The 17,467-nt window shown below is 72.6% G+C and carries 12 protein-coding genes; 5 read left to right on the forward strand and 7 right to left on the reverse strand.

Annotation, left to right across the window (positions count from 1 at the left end):
• Positions 1–37: 37 nt before the first annotated feature.
• Both asnB and GT045_RS34410 read right to left on the reverse strand, forming a co-directional pair.
• Positions 38–1,879, reverse strand: coding sequence for an asparagine synthase (glutamine-hydrolyzing) (asnB, locus tag GT045_RS34405; protein WP_161336591.1), 1,842 nt, complete (start codon positions 1,877–1,879; stop codon positions 38–40).
• Between the two features lie 274 nt (positions 1,880–2,153).
• Entirely contained in the window at positions 2,154–2,933 is a 780-nt protein-coding gene (locus GT045_RS34410; RefSeq protein ID WP_161336592.1) for an alpha/beta fold hydrolase, read from the reverse strand.
• A gap of 169 nt (positions 2,934–3,102) precedes the next feature.
• Here GT045_RS34410 and GT045_RS34415 point away from each other — a divergent pair, with 169 nt between their 5' ends.
• Positions 3,103–4,197 (forward strand): chemotaxis protein, encoded by a 1,095-nt coding sequence (locus tag GT045_RS34415; RefSeq protein ID WP_161336593.1) that lies wholly within the window; start codon positions 3,103–3,105, stop codon positions 4,195–4,197.
• A gap of 66 nt (positions 4,198–4,263) precedes the next feature.
• Complete coding sequence (locus GT045_RS34420; RefSeq protein WP_161287546.1) at positions 4,264–5,289, forward strand: Gfo/Idh/MocA family oxidoreductase; 1,026 nt, start codon at positions 4,264–4,266, stop codon at positions 5,287–5,289.
• On the opposite strand, the gene GT045_RS34425 is transcribed toward GT045_RS34420, so the two are convergent.
• Positions 5,279–7,303: a phospholipase C, phosphocholine-specific gene (locus GT045_RS34425; RefSeq protein ID WP_161336594.1), complete on the reverse strand. Its 2,025-nt coding sequence runs from the start codon at positions 7,301–7,303 to the stop codon at positions 5,279–5,281. The two genes, GT045_RS34420 and GT045_RS34425, sit on opposite strands and share 11 nt — an antisense overlap.
• Positions 7,304–7,591: 288 nt before the next feature.
• Positions 7,592–8,005, reverse strand: coding sequence for an SsgA family sporulation/cell division regulator (locus GT045_RS34430; RefSeq protein ID WP_161287544.1), 414 nt, complete (start codon positions 8,003–8,005; stop codon positions 7,592–7,594).
• Positions 8,006–8,357: 352 nt separating this feature from the next.
• Between GT045_RS34430 and GT045_RS34435 the strand changes: the two genes are divergently transcribed.
• Positions 8,358–9,788 carry a PP2C family protein-serine/threonine phosphatase gene (locus GT045_RS34435; RefSeq protein WP_161336595.1) on the forward strand — a complete coding sequence of 477 codons (1,431 nt, stop codon included), beginning with the start codon at positions 8,358–8,360 and terminating at the stop codon, positions 9,786–9,788.
• A gap of 290 nt (positions 9,789–10,078) precedes the next feature.
• Here the strand turns inward: GT045_RS34435 and GT045_RS34440 are convergent, their stop codons facing one another.
• Positions 10,079–11,575, reverse strand: coding sequence for a hypothetical protein (locus GT045_RS34440; RefSeq protein ID WP_161289998.1), 1,497 nt, complete (start codon positions 11,573–11,575; stop codon positions 10,079–10,081).
• Between the two features lie 330 nt (positions 11,576–11,905).
• Between GT045_RS34440 and GT045_RS34445 the strand changes: the two genes are divergently transcribed.
• Positions 11,906–13,051 (forward strand): aminoglycoside phosphotransferase family protein, encoded by a 1,146-nt coding sequence (locus GT045_RS34445; protein WP_161336596.1) that lies wholly within the window; start codon positions 11,906–11,908, stop codon positions 13,049–13,051.
• Positions 13,052–13,401: 350 nt separating this feature from the next.
• Entirely contained in the window at positions 13,402–15,372 is a 1,971-nt protein-coding gene (locus GT045_RS34450; protein ID WP_161336597.1) for an N-acetylmuramoyl-L-alanine amidase, read from the forward strand.
• Between the two features lie 19 nt (positions 15,373–15,391).
• Here GT045_RS34450 and GT045_RS34455 read toward each other — a convergent pair whose 3' ends face one another.
• A complete protein-coding gene (locus tag GT045_RS34455; RefSeq protein WP_161288800.1) occupies positions 15,392–15,889 on the reverse strand; it encodes a hypothetical protein in 498 nt (165 codons plus the stop codon).
• A 58-nt stretch (positions 15,890–15,947) separates the two neighbouring features.
• Positions 15,948–17,390, reverse strand: a complete 1,443-nt coding sequence (locus GT045_RS34460; protein WP_161336598.1) for a tannase/feruloyl esterase family alpha/beta hydrolase — start codon at positions 17,388–17,390, stop codon at positions 15,948–15,950.
• Between the last annotated feature and the right edge of the window lie 77 nt (positions 17,391–17,467).

The raw sequence follows: 17,467 nt of genomic DNA on the forward strand, positions 1-17,467 counted from the left end.
GGCCGGGCGGCCCCGCCGGGCGGCCCGGCCGGTCTGCTCAGCCGAGCGCCAGCTCGGGCGAGTAGAGGTCCAGCCACCGGGCGAGGTCCAGGGTGCGTTCCAGGCCGCGCCGGGCCACCTGGGTGCTGACCGGCTCGGTGCGCTCGGCCGCCCGGCGGACCCGGTCCCGGTCGACGACGTCGAAGACGGGGTGGGAGGGCCGCGCGAGCACCTCCTTGACCTGCTTCTGGAGTGCGATGGCGTACTGCGGGTCCTGCGTGGACGGGTAGGGGCTCTTCACCCGGTCGTACACCGAGCGCGGCAGGACGTCCGCCGCCGCCTCCCGGAGCAGGCTCTTCTCCCGGCCGTCGAAGGACTTCAGCGCCCAGGGCGTGTTGTAGACGTACTCGACCAGCCGGTGGTCGCAGAAGGGCACCCGCACCTCCAGGCCGACGGCCATGCTCATCCGGTCCTTGCGGTCCAGCAGCATGCGCACGAAGCGGGTCAGGTGCAGATGGCTGATCTGCCGCATCCGGTACTCGAAGTCGCTCTCGCCGTCCAGCCGGTCGATGCCGGCGACGGCGGTGCGGTACCCGTCGGCGACATACCCCTGCAGGTCCAGCGAGTCGGTGACGTCGGCGCGCAGTACGTCGGCGTCCTCTCCGAAGTGCCGGCCCATGTTGGCCAGCCAGGGGAAGGTGTCGGCCCGGCGCGCCTCCTCGTCGAAGAACTGCAGGTAGCCGCCGAAGACCTCGTCGGCGGACTCGCCGGAGAGGGCCACGGTGGACTTCTCCCGGATGGCGCGGAAGAGCAGCAGCAGCGAGGAGTCCATGTCGCCGAGGCCGGAGGGCAGGTCGCGGGCCCGGATCACCTGGTCGCGCACGGCGGGGTCGGCGAGGGCGTCGGAGCCGAGGACGATGTCCTGGTGGTCGGTGCCGGCGAGCCGCGCCACGTCGTGCACGAAGGGCGTGTCGGGGGTGCCGCGCAGCTCGTCGGCGACGAAGTGCTCGGTCTGGCCGACGAAGTCGACGGCGAAACTGCGCACCTTCTCGCCCTGCTCGGCGAGTTGGCCGGCGGCGAGCGCGGTCATGGCGGAGGAGTCGAGACCGCCGGAGAGCAGGGTGCAGCGCGGCACGTCGGCGACCAACTGGCGGCGCACGATGTCGTCGAGGAGCGTGCGCACGGTGCCGATGGTGGTGTCACGGTCGTCGGTGTGCGGGCGGGTCTCCAGACGCCAGTACACCCGGGTGGACAGGCCGGAGCGGTCGACGGTGACGACCGTACCGGGCTCCACCTCGCGCATGCCGTCCCAGATGGCGTGCCCCGGCGTCTTGATCATGACGAACATCTCACGCAGCCCGTCCGCGGTGACCCGGCGCCTGGCCAGCGGGTTGGCGAGGATCGCCTTGGGCTCGGAGCCGAACAGGACGCCGTCGGCGGTGGGGTAGTAGTAGAAGGGCTTGATGCCCATGCGGTCGCGGATCATCACCAGCTTGTCGCGGCGGCCGTCCCAGACGGCGAACGCGTACATGCCGTTGAGCCGTTCGGCCACCGCGTCCCCCCACTCCAGGTACCCGTGCAGGACGACCTCGGTGTCGGAGTCGGTGGTGAACCGGTGGCCGCGGTCCTTCAGTTCCCGGCGCAGCTCGGTGAAGTTGTACGCCTCCCCGGAGTACACCAGTGCGACGGTGCCCTCGGGGGTGGCCAGGGACATCGGCTGTCGGCCGCCGGGCAGGTCGATGATGGCGAGCCGGCGGTGTCCGAGGGCGGCCGGGCCTTCGGTCCAGGTGCCGCGGTCGTCCGGGCCCCGGCAGGCCATCGTCTCGGTCATCGCATGCAATGTGGCGGCCTCGGTCGTGAGATCACGGTCGAAGGAGACCCATCCGGTGATGCCGCACATGCGCTACCTCCTGCCTCCGGCTGCCGTCGGGACCGCCCTCACCTGCGCTTTTCCGGTGGACGGAAGACGACCGCAAACCAGTTGTATCGAGCACCTATATAGGCAGCGTCCGTCAGGTGTCCGGCCGAGTCAACGTGGCCGTAACACCGCGGGCCGACCCGGCCCACGGTTTCGGCCGTGTTTTGCCTCAGCGAAATCCATGGACGGGCCTGCTACCGCGGGCCGGGCGACAGGAACCGGCCACGGGCAAAAACTTCCCCAAGCCGGCCACACCTCATGACTTCGCAGTCAGAAACGAGTCGAGCACACCGGTCAGTTCGGCCGGCTTCTCCAGCGGCAGTTCGTGACCCGCGTCCAGGATGCGCACGAGCGCGTCCGGGTAGGCGCCGGCCATCCGGAGCATCTGCCGTACCGGGAGCTGCACGTCGTGGTAGCCGTGCACCATCAGCGTCGGCACGGAGATCTCCCCGGCCCGGTCCAGCACGTCGAAGGCGCGCATCGCGCCGTAGAGCGTCATGACGACCTCCCGCGGGGTGGCGGCGGAGGCGCGGACGTGCGCCCGGACCTCCTCGCGCGGATAGCCCGGCGCGAACGCCCGCCGGATGTTGGCGGCCACGAACATCCTGTAGGGCACGAGCGTGGAGGCCGCCATGAGCAGACCCCGGCCGCGGCTGTAGGTCATCCGGCCGATGGAGCCCACCAGCACCATCCGCTCCACGCGCGCGGGGTGCGCGAGGGCGATGGTCTGCGCGATCATCCCGCCCATCGAGTGGCCGACCAGCACACAGCGCTCCACGGCGAGGTGGTCGAGCAGCGCGAGGACGTCCCGCGCCAGTTCCTCGATGGTCCGCACCCCCGCGCCCGTGCTCTCCCCGTGCCCGCGCAGGTCGAGCCGGACCACGCGGCGCTCCGCGGAGAAGTGGGCCGTCTGGTGGTCCCAGCGGTGGCGGTTCGCGGTCCAGCCGTGCACGAACACCAGGGGTGTCCGCGCCGCGTCGCGGGGGCCCTCGTCGTCGTACGCCAGCGTCGCTCCGTCGACGTCGAACTGTGGCATGGGGCCTCCCGGGGGTGCGGCGAAGATCTGGTTACTGGCGGGTACGGTATCCGGCCGCGCGGTCCGGCGTCACCGTCGCCCGCCGGAGGCCCGGGCGCCTGACCACGCGCTCGTCCGGGTCCGGATTACCCCGAATGCCGTAAAGGTGATTCCGCCCTATCGTTCTGTCATGGAGCACGCACTGAGTCCCGTGACCCTTGCCGAACTGCGGCGCCCGCGCCCCTACCCGGCGGTCTCCGTGCTGACCCCGACGCACCGTCGGGAACGCGGAAGCGGCCAGGACCCGGTCCGGCTGCGCAATGTGGTGACCGAGGCCCGCAGACGCCTGGAGTCCGATCCCGCCGTCACCCGCGAGCGGCGGGCCGAGGTCGTGGCACAGCTCGACCGGGCCCTGGCCGAGGTCGATCTGACGCACGCCGAGGACGGCCTGGTGATCTTCGCAGCGCCCGGCGAGCACCAGGTGTGGTCGCTGGCCCGGACCGTGCCCGAGCGGGTGGTGCTGTCGGACACCTTCCTCACCCGCAACCTGGTCGCGGCACAGGCCGCCGAGCGTCCCTTCTGGGTGCTGTCGGTCTCCGCGGACTGCGTCACGCTGTGGAGCGGCGGCGAGGACCGTGTGGTGCAGGACCGCTCGGGCGGTTTCCCGCTGGAGCGCAGACAGGAGAACTTCGACGCGGAGCGGCAGATGCGGATCGGCGACCTGCCGAGCGCCTTCCGCGACGAGGACACCCGCCGGTTCCTGCGCGAGGCGGACACCGCCATGAGCGCGGTCCTGCGCGACGACCCCCGGCCCCTGTACGTCACCGGTGAGCGCGCGGCGCTGTCCCTGCTGGAGGAGGCCGGCACCGTCGCCGGGACCGCCGTCCACGTCCCGCACGGCGGCCTGGCGCACGCCGGTCCCGACGCCGTCTGGCAGGCGCTGCGGCCGGTGCTGGAGGCGGAGTCCCACAAGGGCACCACGGCCGTGGTGCGGGAGCTGACCTCCGCGCGCGGCCACCGCCTGTACGCGGCGGGCCTGGACGAGCTGTGGCAGAGCGCGCGCGAGGGCCGGGTCCGGCTGCTGGCCGTGGAGGAGAACTTCCGGGCCACCGTGCGTGACCTCGGCGAGCACCTCGTACCGGCCGAACCCGGCGAGCTGGACGCCCGCGACGACATCGTGGACGAGATCGTCGAGCAGTGCCTGGAGACCGGCGCCGACGTGCGCTTCGTGCCCGACGGCACCCTGGGCGACGCGGACGGCATCGCGGGCGTGCTGCGGTACTGACCCCGCGGCGGCTCTCCCCCGTCGGCGTACGCTACGGCGTGATCGTCGACGTCAGGGAGCGCGTGCATGGGTGACCTGCTGGGTGTGGCGGTACTGGGTGCCGGACACATGGGAGCCGACCACATACGACGCATCGACCGGGTGGTGAGCGGCGCCAGGGTGGCCGCCGTGGCCGACCCGGAGGTGGAACGAGCGGAGGAAGCGGCGGCCGGACTGGACGGCGTCAGCCTGCACGGTGACCCGGTGGCCGCGCTCGACGCGCCCGGTGTCGCGGCCGTGCTGGTCGCCTCCCCCGGCCCCGCCCACGAGGAGGCGCTGCTCGCGGCCTTCGACCGGGGTCTGCCGGTGCTGTGCGAGAAGCCCATGGTGCCGGACTCCGCCGGAGCCCTGCGGGTCGTGGAGGCGGAGGCGCGGCACGGCCGGCGGCTGGCCCAGATCGGCTTCATGCGCCGCTACGACGCCGAGTACCTGCGACTGAAGGCCCTGCTGGACGGGGGCACGCTGGGCCGGCCCCTGATGCTGCACTGCACCCACCGCAACGTCTCCTCCCCCGGCCACTTCACCAGCGCCATGCTCGTCAACAGCTCGGTCTCGCACGAGATCGACGCGGCGCGCTGGCTGCTCGGTCAGGAACTGACGGCGGTGACCGTGCTGCGCCCCACGCCGTCCGCCGGCGCCCCCGAGGGGCTCCTCGACCCGCAGTTCGTCCTGTTCGAGACCGAGGGCGGCGCCCTGGTCGACGTCGAGGTCTTCGTGAACTGCGGCTTCGGCTATCAGGTGCGGTGCGAGGCCGTGTGCGAGAAGGGCAGCGCGCGGATCGGCGAGGAGCACACCATGGTGGTCACCACGGCGGGCGGCGCCCGCGAGGAGGTGGCACAGGACTACCTCGTCCGCTTCGCCGACGCCTACGACCGCGAGGTGCAGACGTGGGTCGACGCCACCCGGCGGGGCGAGGTCACCGGGCCGGACGTCTGGGACGGCTACGCGGCGTCCGTCGTCGCCGAGGCGGGGGTCCGGGCGCTGGAGACCGGCGGCCGGGTGGCCGTGGATCTCGCCCCGCGCCCGGCCCTGTACGCGAGGTTCAGCCGCTGACGCCGGCGGCGCCCGTCTCCAGGTGTCCGGTGAACCGGCGCGACCAGGTCGCGTCGGAGTCGACGGTCACCGTGAAGTCGTACCAGCCGTTCTGGTACGCGACGGCGTTGAAGTAGTCCTCCGCCGAGCCGCCCGCCGCGACGGTGTAGCTCCAGGGGCCGTCGGAGCGGTAGTGGTCGGAGGTGATCGTGAACTTCACCGGTGCCGTGCCCGCGTTGGTCATCCTGAAGTAGACGGCGAGCTTGCCGGTGCCGGGCTCCACGGCGTACCGGCTGCTCACCTCGGTGCTCTTGCCGGCCTTCGAGGCGTCCCCGCGGAAACGGCGCAGGAAGCGGTTGGGACCGACCATGGTCAGGTCGTACCTGCCGTCACCGTAGCCGAGGCCGATGTTGAAGGAGTCGGCGGCGGTGCCGCCCGCGGCGACCGTGTACTGCCAGGGTGTGGTGTCCCGGTAGGCGTTGGGGTGGATGGAGAAGTGCGCCGCCCGGGAGGCCGGGGCACCCTGGTTGGCCATGGTGAACCAGGCGAGGATCTTGCCGGCGGCGCCGAACTCCAGGCGGTCCAGGTAGCCGTTCGGCTGGTACGGCAGCGCGCGGGCCGGACGGGTGCCGGCCTCCTGGACGGGGAGCGCGTTGTCCGTGGGCACCGGATTGGGCAGCGGCCCGCACGTGGTGATCCCGATGACGCCGGTCCGGGGCAGCGGGACCGGCCCGTAGACCGGGTGGGCGAAGTCGAAGACGCCGGTCAGGTCGCCGCTCACCGTGCGCCGCCAGTCGCTGATGTGGGGGCACTTGGCGGGTCTGCCGAGGGCCTCGGTCCAGGTCTCCAGGAAGCGCAGGACCGAGGTGTGCTCGAAGACCTCGGAGGAGACCCAGCCACCCCGCGTCCAGGGCGAGACGACGATCATCGGCACGCGGAAGCCGAAGCCGTACGGCACGCCGCCGAGGAACTCCCCGGCCGTTCCGGCGGGCGGGGACGGCGGGGGCACGTGGTCGAAGAAGCCGTCGTTCTCGTCGTAGTTGAGGAACAGGACGGTCGAGTCGAAGACGTCCCGGTCGGCGGCGAGGGCCTGGTAGACGAGGTCGACGAAGTGGGCGCCGTCGCCGGGCGGGGCGTACGGGTGCTCGGAGAACGCCTGGTTCGGGACGACCCAGGAGACCTGCGGGAGGGTGCCCGCGACGACGTCGGCCCTGATGGCGGCGGCGATGTCGTCGGGGGTCGAGCCGGTCGCCTTCGGTACCGAGGACATGCCCCGGTCGTACAGCGGGTCGCCCGGCCGGGCGCTCGTGAAGTTCTTGAAGTAGGCACAGCCGTTGTCACCGTAGTTGTCCGCCGCGTTCTGGTAGACCTTCCAGGTCACCCCGGCCGCCTGCAGCGCCTCGGCGTAGGTCTGCCAGGCCAGTCCGGACTCGTCGCCGCCGTCGTAGCTGGCGGCGTCCACCTTGCCGCTCCACAGGTAGGTGCGGTTGGGGCCGGTGGCGCTGAGCGTGGAACAGAAGTAGGCGTCGCAGATGGTGTAGTTGTCGGCGAGCGCGTAGTGGAACGGGATGTCGGAGCGGTCCAGGTAGCCGAGCGAACGGACGTTGCCGACGCCCGCGACCCAGTGGTCCAGACGGCCCTTGTTCCAGGCGGAGTGCTGCGAGGACCACGAGTGGGGCAGGTCGCCGCTGCACTGGGCGAGGGTCTCGCCGTCCTTGCCGCCCGCGTCCGGGGTCGCGCTGAGCTTCCACGGGTGCTGCCGGCCGGTCCCGTTCGGCTGGTAGAAGACCGGGTGGCCGCCGCTGAGGGTGATGCCGCTGCGGTCGTCGAAGCCGCGTACGCCCCTGAGCCGGCCGAAGTAGTGGTCGAAGCTGCGGTTCTCCTGCATGAGGATCACCACGTGCCGTACGTCCTTGATCGTGCCGGTGGCCGTGGCCGCCTCGGCGGAGGCGGTGCGCGCGCCGAGGGTCAGCGCCGCACCCGCCGCCATGGAGGCGCCGAGTCCCACGAAGTCTCTTCGGGTGATCGGTGTCATCCGCCCCGTCCTCGCTCCCGGTGCGCCCCTGCGGCACACCGCGGGACAGGGTGCATGCGGTGATCGTCAAGGTCCATACCCGTGCGGTGAGGCGAGGATGAACAGCAGCCGAAGACGTGTTCGGAGAGGCCCGCCGGTGCCGGCCCACGTCGGGGCGCACCACCCCGTGGCTGCCGGCCGACGTCGCGGCTCAGACCCCGTGGTCGCCGGCCGAAGCGCGGCTCAGACCCCGTGGTTGTTGGCCGAAGTCGCGGCTCAGGCCCCGAGGTCACCGGCCGACGTCGCGGCTCACACCCCGCCGAACAGCGTGCTCAGCCCCCGCTCCACCACGGCCGACACGTCCTCCTGGCCGCACGGCACCGTCCCGTAGCTGCGCACCAGGAAGTGCCGCAGCGTCGCCGCCTGGAACAGCAGCAGGGCCATGCCGTGCGGGGAGTGCAGCTCCAGCACCGTCCGGGTGCGCCCGTACGGCCAGATCTGGACGTCACCGTGGCCGGCCGGGGCCCGCAGCCCCTGGTCGAGCAGGGAGCGCGCGAAGGTCCAGGTGACCTCCTCACCGTGCAGGGCGGCCTCCGCCGGGAAATCGAGGAAGACGGCGAGCGGATCGTCGGCGGTGTAGCGCAGGACGGCCTGGACGGGGACCTCCCGGTCCTCCCCCGTGACGAGCCTGGCCTGCGTGGGCTGTTCGATGGTGGTGTCCATGTCCATAAGGAGTCCGCGAGGGTCGGTCGCATGCCGCGAATTCCGGTCAGAGTTGGGCGGGTACCGGCCGCTCCCGCATCCGCGGGAACAGGCATGCGTCGAACAAGCGCGTGAACGCCCGGGGAGAATGCGGTCCGATCGCCGCAACTCACGTAACAAGACTACGACTTGGGGACCGCGACGAGTACGTCGTTCGTCCCCGTGAAAGCCCCCGGAAGGACTCTGGCATATACCAGAAGCACCACCGTATCGTGTGTTGCCAAATCCCTTACGGGGAGTGGCGGGCTGTGCGAAAGTCGTGATGGTCCCCCGTCGTCCCCCCGCCGTACTGTCCCCCCATTCGGAGTGCTTCATGCCGTCCCCAGTCTCCGCGGACCGCCCAGCCGCCCAGCCGCCCGGGCGCGGCTCGGTCGAAGCGCTGATAACGCAGGCGCGGCGGCTCAAGGGTGACGTGGACGCGGTACGGCGGGACACCCGGAGCGGCGGTTCGGACCCCCAGGAGCGCTGGCAGCGAGCCCTGTACGACCTGGCCCTGCACCAACTGGACGACATCGACGCGCACTTGGCCCAGCTGCGGGACGGCCCGCCCCCCGCTCCGGCCCCCTGCGCCGCACCTCCCGCCGGCCGGACCGGACCGGCTGCCGCTCCGGGCGGTTCGCTGCTCAGCCGCGTCGGCAGCGCCGAGTGGCACCTGCTGACGGACGAGGCCACCTGGTCCGCGGAGCTTTACCAGATCCTCGGCCTCGACCCGGCCGGCCCCGCCCTCACCCTGGACGAACTTCCCGGCCTGGTGCTGGAGGAGGACCGGCCCAGGCTCACCGCGATGGTGACGGACTGCCTGGTCGACGCCAGGCCGATCGACGGCGAGTTCCGCGTCGTACGACCCGACGGCACCACGCGGACCGTGCACATGATGGGCGAACCCGTACTCGGCGCCGACGGCGGCACGGCCTCCATGTGGGCCGTCGTGCGCGACGTCAGCGAACTGCGCCGCTGCCGGCGGACGGTGCACGAGACCCGTGACTCGCTGCACCGGCACCGCCGGCAGGAGGAGACCGAGCACCGGATCGCGGCAGAGCTGCAGGAAGCCGTGCTACCGCCATGGCGGGGATCCCCGCGGCTCCCGCACCGGGGACCGGCCGCCCTGGACCTGGCGGCCCACCGGCTCCCGGCCGCGAACGCCCCCGTCCTCAGCGGGGACTGGTACGACGCGCTGGACCTCTCCGACGGCCACACCCTGCTCAGCGTGGGCGACCTCACCGGGCAGGGCGTGGCCGTGACCTCCGGCATGGCCATGCTGCTCGGCGCCCTCCGTGGCATGGCGATGACCGGAACGGAGCCCGGTCAGCTGCTCACCCTGCTCAACCAGTTGCTCGACACCACCGTGCAGCCGGCCCTCGGCAGCGCGGTCTGCTGCCGCTACCGGCCCGAGAGCCGCACCCTGGTGTGGGCGCAGGCGGGACACCCCGCCCCGCTGCTGTACCGCGACGGGACGGGGTGCACGCTGAACACACCGGACGGCGTCCTGCTCGGCGCTTCCTCGGGCGCCGTCTACGGGCAGTCCGTCGTCACCCTGCGACCGGGCGACCTTCTCCTTCTGCACACCGACGGCCTCCTGTCGGGCCACGGCAGGACGGCGGCCGTGGACCGGCTGCTCGGCCTCGCCCCCCGGCTCGCCGCGGCACGCACCGCGCAGGACGGTGTGCGCACGGTCGTCGAGGAGTTCGGCGGAACCGGACGCGAGGACGACGCTTGTGTACTCGTCGCCAAGGTCAGTGCATGAACCGACCGGCGGACGGCAGCACGAACCGGCCTACCGCGGCGGGTGCCACCACCGGCCAGCCTATGTCGACGCATGCCTGGCCTGCCGAGGTCGACGCATGAACCGACCGGCTGAGGACGGCCCATGAGCTGATTCGCAGGTGTCGGCGCATGAGCTGATTCGTGGGAGCCGGCCCATGAGCTGATTCGCGGGTGTCGGCGGATGAGCTGATTCGCGGGTGCCGTGGCACGAGCTGGCGTGCCGTGGCCGTTCGGGATCCGACCCGTCGGGCCGGATGGTGCGCCGGCCGCCTACGCCTGCGCGTCCATGCCGTCCCCCTTGGCCCTCGGCTTGGGCAGGACGAGCTTGATCTCCTCGCGCAGCTGATGGATCTTCGGGTAGCCGGCGTACTCGGCGGTCAGCCGGTACATCTGCCGCAGCCGGTCCCAGGTCCGGCGGGAGGAGTTCGAGCCCATCGACATCAGCGCCAGCCGTGCGTAGCGGTCGGCCTGTTCGGGGTCGTCGGCGATGAAGCAGGCCGAGGCCATGGAGAGATGGTCGAAGATCTTCGACCGCTCCCGCCCGTCGATGCGCAGGGCGAGCGCCTTCTCCGCGTAGTACTGGGCGTGCGCCGCGGCCCCCGGGTCGAACTCGGCCAGGGTGCGATAGGCGAGCGCCTGCATGCCGTACAGATCCTCGTCCTTGAAGGTCTGCATCCAGTCCGGCTGCTCCACGTCCTGCCGGTCGGCGACGAACAGGTCCTCCGCCTGGCCGAGCGTGCGGCGCATCGCCTGGCCCTTGCCCATCGACGCCTGCGCCCAGGCCTCGATGGTGTGGAACATCGCCTTAGTCCGCGGCTGGAGCCGGTCACCGGAGCCGGACTGGGCGAGCTTCATCAGATCCAGGGCGTCGTCCGGCCGGCCGAGGTGCACCATCTGGCGGGCCGCCCGGGACAGGGCCTCACCGGCGCGCGGCCGGTCCCCGCCCTCCCGGGCGGCATGGGCGGCGATGACGAAGTACTTCTGCGCCGTGGGCTCCAGGCCGACGTCGTGCGACATCCAGCCCGCGAGGACGGCGAGGTTGGCGGCGACGCCCCACAGGCGCCGCTGGAGGTGGGGTGGATGGTGATAGGCGAGCATGCCGCCCACTTCGTTGAGCTGGCCCACGACCGCCTTGCGCTGGAGCCCGCCGCCACGGGCCGCGTCCCAGGCGCGGAACACCTCGACCGAACGCTCCAGCTCCTCGATCTCCTGGGACCCGATCGGTGCCGCCTCGTAGCGGTCGAAGCCGGCGGGGTCGGCGTGCAAGGGGTCGTCGAGGACAGGGGCGTCGGCCTTCAGGGCCGGGTCGGTGTGCAGCCAGTCGTGCATGGCGCTGCTGAGTGTGGATCCCGCGGCGAGCGCGGCACCCGCGCCCACCAAGCCGCGTCGGTTGAGCATGAGGTCCATTCCCGTGAATTCGGTGAGGACCGCGGCGGTCCGCTCGGGCGCCCACGGCACACCGTCGGGATGTTCCTCGATCCCGTCGCTCTGCCGTTTCCCCGCACGCCCGTGCCGCACCAGACCGAGGTCCTCGATGGTCACGACACGGCCGAGACGCTCGGTGAACAGAGCCGCCAGCACCCGCGGCACGGGATCGCGCGGGATCTCTCCCGTGTCGATCCACCGCCGCACCCGGGAGGTGTCGGTCGACAGCTGGGGGTGGCCCATGGCCGCCGCCTGCCGGTTGACCAGTCTCGCGAGCTCGCCCTTGGACCAGCCGGCCAGGCCGAACAGGTCCGCAAGGCGGGTGTTGGGTTGTCCACTCACGTCAAGCCCCCAGGTTCTCGGCTGAGTTGACAGTAGCCCGGTGCGGGTTGCCGGGCGACTATTCGCCACGGTTCGCCAGGGTCCGCCAGATGGTGTGCCACCGGCCATCGGGTGTCAGGTAGGAACGAGCCACCCCGACCCGGTCGCCAGCTTCATATGGCGGCCCCATAGCGGCATATGACGGGCACATTCCCCAGGGTGTGCCCGGGCGGCCGGGACGGGAGGGCGCACGCTCCCGGAACCACGCTCGCGGGAACCTCCGCGAGCACGGGTCCGGAACGCGGACGTACAGGCAGGCACAGCAGGCACACGAAGGGATCTGTATCTCCCATGTACGCAGCATCGTCCTCCGTGTCCGCCCCGCCCCGCCCGCTGCGCACCCGCCCCGCGGGCGGCGGGCCGTACCTCGACCCCGCGGCGCGGCCGGGCAGCCCTTTGCTGGGCGCGGGCCGGCCGCGGCGGATCCCGGGGCAGCCCGGGGCCCAACCGCTCAGCGGGCGGCTCGACCTGTCCGGCCCACAGGGCGCGCAGCTGCGCGCCGCGCTGGCCTCGGTGCACCGGATCTGCCCGGAGTTCGCCCCGGTGCAGGTACTGCGGCGCAGCGGACGGTCCGTCCTCCTGATGGGGACGACGGGGCGGAGCACGGCCGTCGCCAAGTGCCTGCTGGACCACTCGCCGGCCTGGGTGGAGCGGAGCCGGCAGGAAATAGCCGCATACCGCACGTTCGTCCGGCACCGGCCGCCGGTCCGGGTGCCGAGGCTGATCGCGGCGGACCCGGACAACTGCACCCTGGTGATCGAGCGGATGCCCGGCCGGACGGCGTCGTTCCAGCGGCATCCGGCGGAGGCCCCGCCACGTGCGGACATCCGGGCCGCGCTCGGCGCGATCTGCCGGGTGAACGCGTGGCGGCCCCCGGCGGGCACGTTCGACGTGCCACTGGACTACGCGGGCCGGATCTCCCGGTACCACGAGCTGGGCCTGCTGACCGACCGGGACCTCGGTGACCTGCAGAAGCTGCTGCACGGCATCGCCCACGAGGTGGGCCGGCAGGGCATGCTCCAGTTCTGCCACGGCGACGCCCTGCTCTCCAACATCCTGCTCTCACCGGCCGGTCCAGCGCTGGTGGACTGGGAGCACGCGGGCTGGTACCTGCCGGGATACGACCTGGCGACACTGTGGCTGGTCCTCGGGGACGCTCCGATGGCCCGGCGGCAGATCAGCCAGATCGCCCAGTCGGCGGGCCCGGCCTCCCGGGACGCCTTCCTGGTGAACCTGATGCTCCTGCTGACCCGGGAGATCCGTACGTACGAGACGGCCGTGCAGCGTTCGATGCACGACACGGCCCCGGCGGCACCGGGCGCGGCCCACCCCGGTGCTGCGCCGTCCGGCGAGGAACAGCGGCTGCTGCTCCGGCGGCTGCACGACGACTGCCAGATGGCCCGCAAGGCCGTCCGCGCGGCGGTCGGCACTCGCTGACGGGGACGACGGTCCGCGGTGCGCCCTGAGCGGCGGCGCACCGCGGACCGTCGTGTCCGGGCCTGTCCGGTTCAGGGGCCGGCCGGGGAGGGTGAGCGTGGCGGCCGCTCCGGCGCGTCGGCCACGTCGGCGTCCACCGTTGCGCCGGGTGTCCCGGCCGGGCCACTGGTGTATGCCAGTGACGCCCCGCAGGCCCGCGGACCGCCGTCCCGAAACTCGCCGGAAACCCTCTGTGACGTGGTAAATCCCTTCCGCGACGGCATTATTGACGGATCGTCGGCAAGCCGGTACCACTGACCAAGCTCGGCGCCGCGCGCCCCGCCACGCTCCGCCCGTCACAGGAGGCCGCATTGCGAGGATCCGCCACCGACCCCACGTCCACACCCGGCCCCAGACGCCTGCGGCGGAGTGCCGTCCCGCTCGCCTCCGCGGCCCTGCTGCTGCCGTTGTTCGGCGCGACCCCGGCCCACACCGCCACGGCCCCACCAGCGGACCAGCTGCAGCACGCGTTCGCCACCGCGGCGGCCGACTACCACGTTCCGGAGAGCGTCCTGCTGGCCGTCTCCTACCTTCAGTCCCGGTGGGACCGGCACGGCGGGGCGCCGAGCGTGACCGGCGGCTACGGCCCGATGCACCTCACCGACGCGCGCACCGCCCTCGCCACCGCGGAGCACTTCGCCGAGGGGACGGAGGACGCCCGGGGCGACACCGCCCGTGCCGCACCGCACCCGGCCCCGCTGCCCCCGGCCGGCTCGGCGGTCCCGGCCCGCCTGAGGACCCTGCCGGAGGCAGCGGAGCTGACGGGCCTCGCGGCCGGTGAACTCCGCACGGACCCGGCGGCGAACGTGGCCGGCGGCGCCGCCCTGCTCGCCGCCGCCCAGAAGCGGCTGGGCGAGCCGCTGAGCGCCGATCCGGCCGACTGGTACGGCGCGGTCGCCCGGTTCTCCGGCGCCGACGACACGGCGACCGCCGCCGCGTACGCCGACGACGTGTACGACGTACTGCGCACGGGCGAGCGGCGCGTCACGGACGACGGCCAGCTGGTGACCCTGGCGGCCCGGCCGCGGCTGACCGCCGACACCACCCAGCTCGAGCGGGCCGGTCTGCGCACGCTGCCCACGGACGGCACCGAGTGCCCGAGGTCGGTGTCCTGCGAGTCGGTTCCGGCGGCCTACGCCGAGTTCGGGGACGACGACTACGGCAACCACGACCTCGGCGACCGGCCCGCGTCCCAGCGCATCAAGTACATCGTCATCCACGACACGGAGGGCACCTGGGACGGGGTGCTGAATCTGGTCCAGGACCCCACCTACGTGTCCTGGAACTACACGATCCGCTCGACCGACGGTCTGATCGCCCAGCACGTCAAGGCGAAGGACGTGGCCTGGCACGCCGGCAACTGGGACGTCAACGCACGCTCCATCGGCATCGAGCACGAGGGTTTCCTCGCCGCCCCGGACGCCTGGTACACGGAGGCGATGTACCGCTCCTCGGCGCGGCTCGTGAGGTACCTGGCCGGGAAGTACGGCATCCCGCTGGACCGGCAGCACGTCCTGGGCCACGACAACGTGCCCGGGCCGACCGCCTCCACCATCCCGGGGATGCACACGGACCCCGGGCCGTACTGGGACTGGCGGCACTACTTCCGGCTCCTGGGCCACCCGTTCCGGAGCACGGGCGGCAGGCACGCCGCACTGGTGACGATCCTGCCGGACTACGCCGCGAACCGGCCCGTGTACACCGGCTGCACCACGCCGGGCGACCCTTGCGCGGCGCACGGCTCCAGCGAGGTCCGGCTGTACACGGATCACGACGTGACCGCCCCGCTGATCAAGGACATCGGCCTGAAGAAGGACCCGACCGACGGGGTGAACGATCTGTCCTCGCGGGTCTCCACCGGTCAGCAGTTCGCGGTGGCCGACCGCTGGGGCGACTGGACCGCCATCTGGTACCTGGGGCAGAAGGCATGGTTCCACGACCCCCGCAGTGAGCCGTCCGCCGTGCCGGCGAAGGGCTTCGTGGTGTCCCCGAGGGACGGTCTGCCGAGCGTCCCGGTGTACGGCCGCGCCTACCCGGAGAAGGACGCCTATCCGGCGGACGTACCTGTCCAGTCCGTGGTGCCGCTGCCCTACACGATCCCTGCGGGGCAGCGGTACGTGGCCGGTGACGTGATGCCGGGCGAGTACTACTACGCGGTCACCTTCACCCCCGACTCGCACCGGGTCGTGGTGGGCAAGGACCTGTACTACGAGATCCAGTACGGCCACCGGGTCGCGTTCGTCCGGGCCGCGGACGTGACGCTCAGCCGCCCGGCCCGCTAGCGGCGGCCGCCCGACCGCCTCAGCCCTGCTGGAAAAGCTCCGCCGGGAGCGGCTTCAGCAGGGCGTACAGGTCGTCGGTGATGGGGCGGTCCCAGGCGGCGATGGTGACGAGGACGCCGTCGCTGCGGTCGAACTGGACGCAGGAGATCCGGCTCTCGGAGAGCTTCAGCCGTCGCACGATGAGGAGGTTGTCGCCCTGGAGCACCGGAGTGTCCTCGGTGCCGACGACGGTGATCTCCTCGTCGTTCTCCAGCGCGAGGAGGAGCTGGCCCACCTCGAAGGGGATCTCCCCTTCGGTGACCTCGCGGGCCGGGGAACCCGCCGGGAGGTTGCCGATGATCATGGCGGGGCCGCGTCCGCCGAACAGGTCGTAGCGCAGGAAGACACCCTGGCACGTGCCGTCGGGGGCGGGCAGCAGGCCCGCGCCGAGGTTGCCCGGCCAGTCGCCCGGGTCCATGGCCAGCACGTCGAAGTCGGGTCCGGCAGGGGTCGCGCTGCGGCGGCGGAGGAACGACATGCGGCCATGGTACGTGTCCGTGCTCCGGCGGGTGCTCCGTGGGCGCCCGGGAGATCGTTCAGCTCAGGGGGCACGTGGTGCGCAGCGTCGCCGGGTCCGCGGCCGGCGGGCGCGGCACGGTGTGGTCCGCGGGCGGGCGGTCCCCCCGGGTGATCCAGCGTTCCAGAGCGGTGAAGGCGGAGCGGTGGCAGGGCACCATCGGGCGGAGCCTGTCCGGGAAGACGTCCGCCAGGGAGTCGGTGTGGGTGCCGTCCGCGATGCGGTAGTAGCGCAGCAGGGCGCCGCGGCCGGCCCGGTGGACCATACGGGCGTAGACGTCTGCGTCGGTGCTGATCGGGAGCAGCACGTCGAGGGTGCCCTGAAGGGTGATCAGGGGTTTGCCGATGCGTCCGGTGAGGGCGATGCGGCCGACCGCCCGGTGGACGGCGGCGGGCCGGTCCGGGTAGGCGTAGTCGGCGTCGCAGGCGGGCGTGCCGGGGGTGCAGAACGGGGTGCCGGCCTCGGTGTCCCCGTCGTAGCCGGGGTCGAGTTCCTCGCGGTAGATGCGCTGGGTGAGGTCCCAGTAGACCTGGTGGTGGTACGGCCACAGGAACTCGGAGCCCGCCGGGAAGCCGGCCCGGTGCAGCGCCGCCGCGGCCCGGGCGGCGCCGGGGCCGCCGGCGGCGTAGGCGGGGTAGTGGCGCAGCGCGGCCGGCAGGAAGGTGAGCGGGTTGGGGCCGTCGGAGCGCCAGAGGGTGCCCTCCCAGTCGACTCCGCCGTCGTACAGCTCCGGGTGGTGTTCCAGCTGCCAGCGCACCAGGTAGCCGCCGTTGGACAGACCGGTGGCGAGGGTGCGGGCCGGGGGGCGGTGGTAGCGCTGGGTGACCACGGTGCGGGCGGCGCGGGTGAGCTGGGTGAGGCGGGTGTTCCATTCGGCGATCGCGTCGCCGGGCCGGCGGCCGTCGCGGAAGAAGGCGGTACCGGTGTTGCCCTTGTCCGTGGCGGCGTAGGCGTAGCCGCGGGCGAGCACCCAGTCGGCGATGGCGCGGTCGTTGGCGTACTGCTCGCGGTTGCCGGGGGTGCCGGAGACGACCAGGCCGCCGTTCCACCGGTCGGGCAGCCGGATGACGAACTGGGAGTCGTGCTGCCAGCCGTGGTCGGTGTTGGTGGTGGAGGTGTCGGGGAAGTAGCCGTCGATCTGGATGCCGGGGACCCCGCGGGGGGTGGGGAGGTCCTGGGGGGTGAGCCCCGCGTAGTCGGCCGGGTCGGTGTGGCCGGAGGCCACGGTCCCGGCGGTGGTCAGCTCGTCCAGGCAGTCGGCCTGCTGGCGGGCGGCGCCGGGCACGTGCAGCCCGGTGCGGCCGGCGCAGTGGGCGTCCGCCGGTCCGGTGCCGGTGGGCGCTGCCGTGGCCGGGGTGACCAGGAAGGAGCAGACGGCGGCCAGCGACAGTGCGCCGAGGGCCGTGCGGCGGAGCGGGCGGCCGCGCGGAGACGGCCGGCGGAGCGGGTGGTGGGGAAGCATACGGTTCCTCCGGCGGGTCGGGTTCGCGCTGGAGGCTAGGGGCGGTGTGGGGGGCGCGGACATGTGTGGGGCCGCCA

The organism is Streptomyces sp. SID486, from assembly GCF_009865385.1.
Classification (GTDB): Bacteria; Actinomycetota; Actinomycetes; order Streptomycetales; family Streptomycetaceae; genus Streptomyces.

Excerpts from the sequence above, each read along its gene's own strand:
- asnB (WP_161336591.1), bottom strand. The coding sequence starts at position 1,879 with ATGTGCGGCATCACCGGATGGGTCTCCTTCGACCGTGATCTCACGACC.
- GT045_RS34410 (WP_161336592.1), bottom strand. The coding sequence starts at position 2,933 with ATGCCACAGTTCGACGTCGACGGAGCGACGCTGGCGTACGACGACGAG.
- GT045_RS34415 (WP_161336593.1), top strand. The coding sequence starts at position 3,103 with ATGGAGCACGCACTGAGTCCCGTGACCCTTGCCGAACTGCGGCGCCCG.
- GT045_RS34420 (WP_161287546.1), top strand. The coding sequence starts at position 4,264 with ATGGGTGACCTGCTGGGTGTGGCGGTACTGGGTGCCGGACACATGGGA.
- GT045_RS34425 (WP_161336594.1), bottom strand. The coding sequence starts at position 7,303 with ATGACACCGATCACCCGAAGAGACTTCGTGGGACTCGGCGCCTCCATG.
- GT045_RS34430 (WP_161287544.1), bottom strand. The coding sequence starts at position 8,005 with ATGGACACCACCATCGAACAGCCCACGCAGGCCAGGCTCGTCACGGGG.
- GT045_RS34435 (WP_161336595.1), top strand. The coding sequence starts at position 8,358 with ATGCCGTCCCCAGTCTCCGCGGACCGCCCAGCCGCCCAGCCGCCCGGG.
- GT045_RS34445 (WP_161336596.1), top strand. The coding sequence starts at position 11,906 with ATGTACGCAGCATCGTCCTCCGTGTCCGCCCCGCCCCGCCCGCTGCGC.
- GT045_RS34455 (WP_161288800.1), bottom strand. The coding sequence starts at position 15,889 with ATGTCGTTCCTCCGCCGCCGCAGCGCGACCCCTGCCGGACCCGACTTC.
- GT045_RS34460 (WP_161336598.1), bottom strand. The coding sequence starts at position 17,390 with ATGCTTCCCCACCACCCGCTCCGCCGGCCGTCTCCGCGCGGCCGCCCG.